The 10601-nt window shown below is 40.1% G+C and carries 7 protein-coding genes and 2 riboswitches; all 7 genes read right to left on the bottom strand.

Annotation, left to right across the window (positions count from 1 at the left end):
* Window positions 1-446 precede the first annotated feature (446 nt).
* Window positions 447-1781 (bottom strand): NCS2 family permease, encoded by a 1335-nt coding sequence (locus tag AC25Y6_RS17780; protein ID WP_488143961.1) that lies wholly within the window; start codon window positions 1779-1781, stop codon window positions 447-449.
* Window positions 1782-1878: 97 nt separating this feature from the next.
* Window positions 1879-1980, bottom strand: a riboswitch (purine riboswitch).
* On the bottom strand, window positions 1972-3279 hold the full coding sequence (gene guaA / locus AC25Y6_RS17775; RefSeq protein ID WP_482105837.1) for a glutamine-hydrolyzing GMP synthase: 1308 nt from the start codon (window positions 3277-3279) through the stop codon (window positions 1972-1974). It overlaps the preceding riboswitch by 9 nt.
* Before the next feature lie 185 nt (window positions 3280-3464).
* A riboswitch (purine riboswitch) is annotated at window positions 3465-3565 on the bottom strand.
* A 31-nt stretch (window positions 3566-3596) separates the two neighbouring features.
* Entirely contained in the window at window positions 3597-5792 is a 2196-nt protein-coding gene (locus AC25Y6_RS17770) for a DUF4129 domain-containing transglutaminase family protein (RefSeq protein ID WP_488143960.1), read from the bottom strand.
* Window positions 5789-7003 carry a DUF58 domain-containing protein gene (locus AC25Y6_RS17765; protein WP_488143959.1) on the bottom strand — a complete coding sequence of 405 codons (1215 nt, stop codon included), beginning with the start codon at window positions 7001-7003 and terminating at the stop codon, window positions 5789-5791. Before AC25Y6_RS17765 ends, AC25Y6_RS17770 begins: the two co-directional genes overlap by 4 nt.
* A complete protein-coding gene (locus tag AC25Y6_RS17760; RefSeq protein WP_482105831.1) occupies window positions 7000-7950 on the bottom strand; it encodes an AAA family ATPase in 951 nt (316 codons plus the stop codon). The genes AC25Y6_RS17765 and AC25Y6_RS17760 overlap by 4 nt, the downstream gene beginning before the upstream one ends.
* A gap of 211 nt (window positions 7951-8161) precedes the next feature.
* On the bottom strand, window positions 8162-8986 hold the full coding sequence (gene nadE, locus AC25Y6_RS17755; RefSeq protein WP_488143958.1) for an NAD(+) synthase: 825 nt from the start codon (window positions 8984-8986) through the stop codon (window positions 8162-8164).
* A 15-nt stretch (window positions 8987-9001) separates the two neighbouring features.
* Window positions 9002-10471 (bottom strand): nicotinate phosphoribosyltransferase, encoded by a 1470-nt coding sequence (locus AC25Y6_RS17750; protein WP_488143957.1) that lies wholly within the window; start codon window positions 10469-10471, stop codon window positions 9002-9004.
* Window positions 10472-10601: the final 130 nt, after the last annotated feature.

The raw sequence follows: 10601 nt of genomic DNA, 5'->3' as shown, positions 1-10601 counted from the left end.
CGACTTACTTCGAAACGTTTTGCTCAAGTGCGTTCACACTCTCGCTGTATCTCATTGATGTTTTGCTGTTCAGTTTTCAAGGTTCATTTGTTGTGATTCGCTGTCGGTATTTGTCGTTTGCTCCCGACTGCTTAATAAATATAACATCCATATAAACGTATGTCAACAGTTTTATATTCTTTCTGTAAAGTTTGTTGCGTTTTCATTAATATCTATCATTCCAACATTTAAAACCAATTGAAGATATGGGATCCAAAGACGGCGATCTAAGATGAGGTCTTCATGTTACAAAGCCTGATACTGTAGGGCTAGACTACTCTAATTAAACCTCTTAGGCGGCCCATAGTTTATTCACAATATATGTTAGATAGGAATTATCCAAGGTGCTGAATTAAATCATTAGAGGGCCTCCTTATTTAAAAAGGAGGCCTTCTAATTCACTTCCGTTACTTTATGAATATGAAATACAAGACAAAAACAAACCATAAACCATACATGATTGGATGAACTTCTTTTCCTCTTCCACTCACTATCATCGTGATGGGATAAAAGATGAAACCAATTGCAATACCTGTTGCGATACTATAACTAAGTGGCATCGTGATAATTGTAAAGAATGCCGGCACAGCCACTTCAAAGCGTGTCCATTCAATACTACCCAATGACGAGGCCATCAGTACACCTACAATAATTAAGGCTGGTGCAGTTACTTCAGACGTAATAACGAACAGCAACGGCGAAAAGAACAAGGCCAGTAGAAACAGAACGCCAGTTACTATAGAAGCAAACCCAGTTCTCGCTCCCGCTGAAACACCTGCAGTCGATTCAATGTAGGAAGTTGTCGTCGATGTCCCTAAAACCGCACCAGTGACTGTAGCCATAGAGTCCGCGAGAAGCGCATTACCCGCTCTAGGTAATTTTTCATCTTTCATTAAACCTGCTTGATTCGCAACCGCGACCAGCGTACCCGCTGTATCGAAGAAATCCACGAAAAGAAAAGTAATAACGATAACTAGGAATTGAGTTGTTAGTAACGAAGTCGGATCCTGGAATATCGCATCGAATGCTGCGCCGAATGTCGGTGCTACGCTCGGTATAGCGGAAACGATTTTATTGGGCAAATGGATTAACCCAAAAACCATCCCTACTATAGTAGTAATTATCATTCCGTAAAATATTGCACCATTCAACTTACGAACCATCATGATCACAGTAATAACAAGACCAAAAATCGCCAATAGGGTCGGACCTTGGGATAAATCACCCAACGCGACAAGTGTATTTGGATCCGCGACGATAATATTGGCATTTTGAAAACCTAGGAATGTAATAAAAAGACCGATACCCGCAGCAACTGCATATTTAAGTTGCGCAGGGATTGCGTTAATAATCGTTTCTCGTAAACCCGATAGTGATAAAGCAATAAATATTAGACCTGAAAATAGCACACCAGTTAGTGCAGTTTGCCAAGGAATCCCCATTCCTAATACAACACTGAATGCAAAGAATGCATTTAAGCCCATTCCAGGTGCAAGTCCAATCGGATATCTCGCAATAATCCCCATGAATAGTGAACCGACCGCCGCAGCAATTGCTGTCGCAACGAAGACAGCACCTTTATCCATACGCATTTCGTCCGGGATACCAGTTATACCATCCAGGGACAGCATTAAAGGATTTACAATCAAAATATAGGCCATTGCTAGAAATGTTGTTAGCCCACCGATAACTTCACGGCGGTAGGTCGTACCAAGCTTGTCGAACTCAAAGTATTTTTTCATGCAAAACTTCCTCTTCAATTATTATTTTTTTAATTAAAAAGAAGCATGCGATAGTATCTCGCATGCTTCTTTTTAACTAATTCAAATAGAAGGGGTATCCCCCTTCCATCGAAATCGTAGTCGGAACATTTAAGGTATTCCGGTAGAAACTTCCGAGCCATATTCTCGGTTTTATACGATGACTTCTATTTTATTCCCACTCGATAGTGCCGCCTGGCTTTGGAGACAGGTCATAGCATACGCGGTTTACATTTTTTACTTCGTTCATGATGCGGTCAGTGATTTTTAGTAGAATTGGCCAGTCGATTTGTTCCACTGTCGCTGTCATCGCATCTACTGTGTTGACGGCACGAATAATGATTGGGTATTCATACGTACGCTCGTTGTTACGTACACCAACAGACTTGAAGTTCGGAATGATTGTAAAGTATTGCCAAACTTTCTGATCCAATCCTGCGAGTGCAAATTCTTCGTGTAAAATAGCATCGGATTCGCGTACTGCTTCCAGACGAAGAGGCTCAATTTCACCTAAAACGCGCACACCTAGACCAGGCCCTGGGAATGGTTGGCGGTATACCATATCATGCGGAAGACCTAATTCAACACCACACGCACGTACTTCATCTTTGAATAATTGGAATAGCGGCTCCACTAATTCAAATTGCAAGTCTTCTGGAAGTCCTCCAACATTATGGTGTGACTTCACAACTTTATGCGTTTTTGTACCAGATTCTACGATATCTGGATATATTGTTCCTTGTGCTAAGAAGTCAATTCCTTCAAGTTTACGCGCTTCTTCTTCAAATACGCGAATAAATTCATTACCGATAATTTTACGTTTCTCTTCTGGCTCGTCTACCCCTTTTAGTTTACCTAAGAAACGCTCGCTTGCATCCACGTAAACAAGGTTATCCCCCAAGTCTTCTTCGAACATTTGAATAACGCCCTCAGACTCGTTTTTACGCATTAAACCATGGTTTACGTGCACACAAATTAATTGCTTGCCGATTGCCTTAACTAATAATGCCGCAACAACAGACGAATCTACACCACCTGATAGAGCCAACAATACTTTCTTATCGCCTACCTGTTTACGGATTAAAGCAACTTGATCATCAATGAAGTTCTTCATATTCCAGTTAGCTTCCGCCTTACATGTTTGGAACACGAAATCTTTTAACAGTACTTTCGTTTCCTTTTCACTCGGCCATTGCTCGAATGTTGTAAGTGCTTTCGTAGAAGGATGCCCCACACTAATAACGGGAATGTTTAAAGCGTATATATCATCTAATACATCAATCGCTTCACCATCAATGATATTATTTTCGCCACCATTTATAATAATTCCTTTTACCGTTTTTAATCCTTCAATCATTTGTGGTGTAATATCATGAGGGTGAATTTCACTATATACACCTAAATCACGAATCCAACGAGCTATCGTCGTATTCTCACTACTACCTAAATCCAATACTAAAATATTGTCCTGCTTCAAGATAATACAACCTCCTTTTAATTTTATTCCCCAGCCTTTTCCAGCTGCTTTATCAATTTTTTCATCGTGCAACATAATCATAGTCCAAACGTCCAACAAGGTCTTTTCAAATAGAGAAAAAACGCGTCAGAAAGTCCAGCTTTCTGCGCGTCTCATCATCTATAAAAAAGCGAACAAAGCTCATATTTATGAGCCAAATCCACCTTCATAGTCAAGTTATTTTCGGTAACTTGTAGAAACATCCGAACCATATTATCGGATATATATGAGGGCACCTTGGGCTTCTTCTTTTTTCATCTTACTTCTCTTCACGACAAAAATCAACCTGAAGTCTTATTGATTAAATCTTCCCATATTTCCCGCAATGTTGACCATTCGTGATCGGTTATGTTTCCGCCATACAAACCTTTTTCATACGCTTTTGTAAGCATTTTCATTCTTTCGCCACCAAAATAGTTGTCAACATCCACCGCGTAATCAGACAATGTCATTCCATTTGCACGGTGCAAACCACGACGTTCAAGTTGTCTCAATAAACTCGTATAGCTTTTTTCGAATGTTACCCAGTCGCTGCTCTCCGATTTGTAGAGATGAACAAGAACTTTGGGTAACCATTTTGCCCGAACAGCATATAATCGCCAGACAATTAGGACCACGGCGAGTCCAGCCAAGATCACTATCCATTTATGAGTTTGAATCCATGAACCAAAAGATTTGAAAAACGCAATTAATTCATTATCTTTTAAGGTCTTAACAGGTTTCTCAACTTTCTCCGACTTAGGCTTCTCCGGCTCTTTTATTTCTGGCGCTTCAGGATCATTCAAGTCCAACTCAATATCATAGGAGATGTCCGTCAAGTTGCTAAAACCAATTGTGGGTTCATAAGGCATCCAGCCGATTCCTGGCATATATGCTTCAACCCATGAATGCGCTTCGTTATTCGTTACCTGATAAACCCGTTCACCGGCATCGTTATTTGTATATTCTCCCGGGGCAAAACCTTTTACCCATCTTGCAGGAATATCGATTGAACGCAACATAACAACCATTGCTGTGGAGAAGTTATCACAGTATCCTTTTTTGGTATCGAAGAGAAACTGGTCGACATAGTCATCTCCAGCTTTCGGAATAGCTACACCCTGTTGCGAATAGACAAAACCATTTCTGCCAAAATACCTTTCAATTGCTTTCGTTTTTTCATAGACACTTTTTTCGTTCGCAGTAATCGTTTCTGCAAGTTCTTTTACTCTCTCAGGCAATTGATCCGGAAGTTGTAGGTATTGTGCAAAGTCTTCCGTTTCCCCTGCGAAATCTTCCATCATTATAGACCTTAACTTTTTTAAGCTATAATCTGAGTCCTCAAATTCAATTTCGTATGAATCTAGAGAACTCTCAGTTCCATTAATTATAGTGCTAAACTTTCCAGAAGCCTCTGAATGTAGAAAAACAACGTCATCAGCCGCGTGGACTATACTTATCCCATATGGATAAACAATGAACGGAAAATCCTCCGTGACTTGCAATTCTGCACGCTGTCGGGATCGCTCCGCTTCTTGTCCTAAGTTATCTATAGCACTCATCTTCATGCCTGGTGTGTAGGTAACCTGGTTAGTATCCTCTGATACCTGCTCCCAACCTTTTGAAGTATAGGTATTTTTCGTTTCGATTTTCCAATATTGTTTACTAGGAACTTTCGCTTCAATAACGAGCGTGTCGTCTTGAACAAATGAACCGCCAAGGGTCGAATCATCCGTATCATATCCGCTTGTAGATACTCCCGAACCGCCGCCTTCACCAGGGCCTTGTACCATCATTTTAAAATAAGGAATTGGATCCGGCCAGGCAGGTTCCTGTTTCGGCAAGAAATTCGCAAAAGTAGCGCTTATTACAACTGCAATTAGGAGCGGGACAGTAATTGAGATGAATGTACCTGTTGATATGGCAGTATTATATTTTTCCGCGAGTCTGAAAATAGCCAGCACACCTAGTAGTAATAATCCCGCCATCATAATTCTAAAAATAGCTCCATCCGCAGAATAAGGTCCAAAAGTATCGATAAATGCAATAAAGATGATAGTCATAATATAAAAAAGTAATATACTCTTTCTCACTTCAATCCAATATCGGATTAAATAACACGTCATCCAAAGCAATGCGTAAAACAGAATAGTCCTTAATGGATTGGTTATAATCTCCCAATCTCCGCTTGCAATAATAGCGAAATTTGAAAATATATCTTTTATTAAATATACGATTGAGTCTTTTGATATAAATACCTTACCGGTAAACACATAATAAATTGCCCACGAGATATATAGAACCTTAAGGGAAACAGCGATCCACCACTTAACTCTGACTAATGCCAGTAAAAAGGCCAAAACAACAAACAAAAGAAATAATGTCAAATGCTCTGAATCTGTTATTTCAATAACTGGAATGAGCCATTCTCTTAACAAAATAAATGCAAGTATATATAGAAGTACGAGAAGTTTTCTGTCTATCCTCGTTCCTATCATGTCCGCGCCACCTCTTTAAAAACTTCCTTAAACTGTTCTCTTCTAACCAAATGCACGATAATCCCTTTTGACCTAGCCAAACGAATATCTTCCTCAATTGTTTTCAACATCTGATTATCTCGTTTTACCACTGCAAAGCAAACGATGGAACCCGTATTTTTCGAACTACGCAAAACCGACTGCAGTAAATGCCAATCCGGATTTCCTGTTATCAATACAGTTGTGCCACCATGCTGAGAAACTGTTCCAAAGTCTGCTGCAATTTCAGCCTCTTTACTTACATCCGGCTTAATTTTTGCCAAGTGAATAAGCGCTCTATGAAGTTGCTCTTCGGACCGGATGAAGGGAAATAAGGCGGGTTCCGAGCCAGTCGTCATCAATGCCAAGCCCGCTTGATGATTTGAAGCCTCCTTCATTATAGATGCAGTAAGTTCCACCAGTTCCTCAAACACAATCGTCTCTCTGCCATCCATTATTAAGGATAACTCTTGCGATCTTTTATCCTCAAACTCTTTTGTCATAAGCGTCTGCGTACGGGCGAATGATTTCCAATGAATCCATGTCACCCGGTCTCCTGACTGGTAATTCCGGACACCTGTCGCCATTGTCGTATCTTTGACGATATTCAAAGGTGAAGCAATTGTTCCACGGTCAAACTGTGTATCGAAAGGAACATAATGAATGTCAGTCATTTTGGGATATACAAGAATCGTATTTTTCGCTTCAATAAACTTCATTTTACGTAACCATCCAAAAAAGTCAGAGATTTCGACGGTAACCCCTTGAAGAATGTGCTCACCTCTTGGCATATGTTCGATTTCATAATCCCATTGGATCTCTTTACGAAACCCAAAGATATGGAGGCGTTTTAATTTAGAATTTGCCAATCGGGTTATTTCATCCTCACTCCATTTTTCTGCCACAACTGTATAGAGTAAGGGAAAGCGACTTTTGCGTTTCACGGTTAATGATACAATTAACTTCTCTCCATTTTGCACATGAGGTGTTCGAATTATCCGTTCAACGGTCATATCTGACATTGGATATATAAATAACAGGATGGAATAAATCACAAAAGGTAATGTAAAATAAAATATTGCCCAACTTACCGTACCGCCCTGAAACATGGCAAATACAAAAGTTCCTACTATAACAGATAGTAGAAACAGGAACCGGCTTGACACTTCGAGCAGTCTTCTAGTTTTCTTCATTTTACCCGAATCCTATCCACCGGCACATACACTTTCGCTAATATCCTTTCCACAATTTCATCTGTGGAAATCCCCTCGTATTTCGCTTCAGGTCGCAAAATCATACGGTGGCCAAATACAAACGGGGACAAATACTGGACATCATCCGGTGTAACATACGTTCTACCTTTTAGCATTGCATAAGCCTGACATGCTTTCATAAGTGCTAGTGATCCGCGCGGACTCACCCCAAGATACACATATGGATTATTACGCGTCTGCGATGTACACTCCACGATATATGACTTAATCGTATCGTCGACTTTAACTTCAGTTACTGCACTTTGCAGATTGATTAGATCACCAAGAGAAATGACTGTTTCCAAACTATCTATTGGGACAGCCTTTTCAGCACGATTTAGCACTTCAATCTCTTCTGCTTTCGTTGGGTAACCCATTTTTAATTTAAAAAGAAAACGGTCCAATTGCGCTTCTGGGAGTGGATACGTTCCTTCATACTCAATTGGATTCTGTGTAGCCATGACAAAAAATGGTTGAGGGATCCGCATGGTTTCTCCATCAATTGTCACTGAGGATTCTTCCATTCCTTCAAGAAGTGAAGATTGGGTTTTTGGTGAAGTTCTATTAATTTCATCAGCAAGAACAATATTCCCCATGATTGGACCTGGCCTAAACTCGAATTCCATCTCTTTTGGGTTATAAATTGAAACACCTAGGACATCAGAAGGTAACAAATCCGGAGTAAACTGAATGCGTTTAAAATCTGCACCTATTGATTTAGCCAATGCTTTTACCATCATGGTTTTCCCAACGCCTGGTACATCTTCAAGCAAGACATGTCCCCTTGCAAGAAGTGCAGTGATACTTAACTCAGCTATATTCCGTTTCCCAATCATCACTTTATCAATATTGGTTAAAACCTTCTCAATCATCTCTTGATGCGTCATTTCATTTCCCCCAATTGTATATAGTGGTTATTTGTCCGAAAATTAACAAAACATACTTCCATAATACAGGATATTCCTTTTTTGAACAACTTAAGCAACGTAGTCATTAGCACAACCTGTCGCTTAATCTAATATGTTAGCGCGTATCCACGATGTCTATTTTTAACGCTTCAAATTGCATAAAAAAAGACCCCCAACAGGAGTCCTCTAATCACTTCCAAAAATCGTCAAATATCGTAATCGGCATATGCCGTTTATGTTTTGAACGCAGGTAGTGGTTCTCGATTGCTATGCGCGGTTCTTCGGGTAACTCTTTGCCTTCTAGGTAATCATCGATATCATCATACGATACTCCTAGAGCTACTTCGTCAGGTATGGCCGGTTTGTCTTCTTCAAGATCCGCTGTCGGCACTTTCATGTAAAGGTGTTCCGGACAGTTAAGCTCTTTAAGTAATTGTTTACCTTGCCGTTTGTTCAACCTAAATAGCGGCATTAGATCTGCGCCGCCGTCACCAAATTTAGTGTAAAATCCGGTGATTGCTTCTGCTGCATGATCACTCCCAAGAACAATACAATCGTGCATCGCTGCAATTGAGTATTGGACTTTCATGCGTTCCCGGGCTTTTTCATTGCCTTTCGCAAAATCGGATAATGTTACACCCGCCGCTGTCAATGCCCGAACACTCGCATCGACTGCTTCTTTTATATTTACTGTGTAAATCAGCGATGGTTCAATAAATTCAAGTGCATCCTGACAATCATCTTCGTCAAACTGAGAACCGTACGGAAGTCTAATTGCAATAAACTTGTAACGATCCGTTCCTTCTTTTTCATTCAATTCATCAACTGCCAGTTGAGCAAGTTTCCCAACAAGCGTCGAATCCTGGCCCCCAGAAACTCCTAGGACGAAGCCATTTAAAAATGCATATTTCGTGGCGTATTGTTTCATAAAGTCAATCGATTTCCTGATTTCCGCTTTTGGATCAATAACAGGTTGCACTTTCAACGCGTCAATGATTCTGTCTTGCAGTGTCATGATCGAAATTCCTCCTTATTGATCAACAAAGTCTTCCACCATTTCCTGGACTTCCTGTATATTGCGCATTTTGTTATCCCAACACTTCTGACTTAAGTCAACGGGATATTCTTCGGGATTTAGAGAGCGTTTATATTCAGTCCACAATAAATCTAAGTTTGCTATCGCATAATCCCTCATTTGTTCAAGCTTTGGATTATCGTATATAATAGCGCCATTTTCCACGACTAACACATGCATATTTCTTGCTTCGAAATTCGTAACAAACTTTGAAATAAACGTGTGGACGGGGTGGAACATTTTGATGCGTTCTTCGGAAGCCGGATCCTCATCATGCATTGTAATATAATCGCCTTCTGCCTTTCCGTTTTCCCGGTCAATAATTCGATAGAGTTTTTTTCTTCCCGGCGTAGTTACTTTTTCCGTTGTAGATGAAATCTTTATTGTATCTTCCATTACACCTGATTCATTTTCAATAGCAACAATTTTATAGACAGCTCCCAGTGCCGGCTGGTCATAAGCTGTTATCAATTTCGTACCAATCCCCCACACATCTACTTTGGCGCCTTGTGCTTTTAAGTTAAGGATTGTGTATTCATCTAAATCATTGGAGACAACGACTTGCGCTTTAGGGAATCCTGCTTCATCGAGCATACGACGCGCTTCTTTCGACAGGAATGAAATATCTCCACTATCAAGACGAATACCGATGAAATTAATTTTATCACCAAGTTCTTTTGCAACTTGAATTGCCGTTGGGATGCCTATTTTCAACGTATTATACGTATCCACTAGGAAAACACAGTCCTTATGACGCGCCGCATAAGAATGAAATGCTTCATATTCACTTTTATATGCCTGTATCATTGAATGGGCATGGGTTCCCGTAACAGGAATATTAAATCTTTTTCCAGCACGTACATTACTAGTCGCTTCGACGCCTCCAATGAAAGTGGCCCGCGCTCCCCAAATCGCTGCATCCATTTCATGCGCACGGCGTGTTCCAAACTCCATCACAATTTCATCTTTAACGACTTGTTTAATACGACTTGCCTTTGTCGCAATCAGTGTTTGGTAGTTGACGATATTAAGTAAAGCAGTCTCAACCAACTGCGCTTCGATAAGCGTCGCTTCCACGCGAATAATTGGTTCGTTTGCAAAAACAAGCTCCCCTTCAACCATGGAATAGACATCTCCCGTAAAACGAAGATCTTTTAAATAAGAAATGAAATCGTCCTTATAACCGAGATCATCCCTCAGATATGCCAAATCACTTTCACTGAAATGAAAATCCCTTAAATAGTCGAGAATACGTTCAAGCCCAGCAAAAATTGCATAGCCATTACCGAATGGCAACCTTCTGAAGAATAGTTCAAAAACCGCTTTCCGTTCGTGTATACCATCCGCCCAGTAGGATTCTGCCATATTGATTTGATATAAATCTGTATGTAATGCTAAACTGTCATCTGCATATTTCGAACTCACGTTAATCTCCTTCTTCCACATTCTAATGGTACAAGTATACACTATTTACCCTAAATCTGACTTAATATAACGTGATTTAACAAATCATTTTAATGATTCTTACAGTTTTTGAATCATTTACTATATGATT

The sequence above is a fragment of the Sporosarcina sp. Y1004 genome, assembly GCF_057669665.1.
Note: the sequence above shows the minus strand (reverse complement) of the source record. Positions and strands in the feature narration are given on the sequence as shown.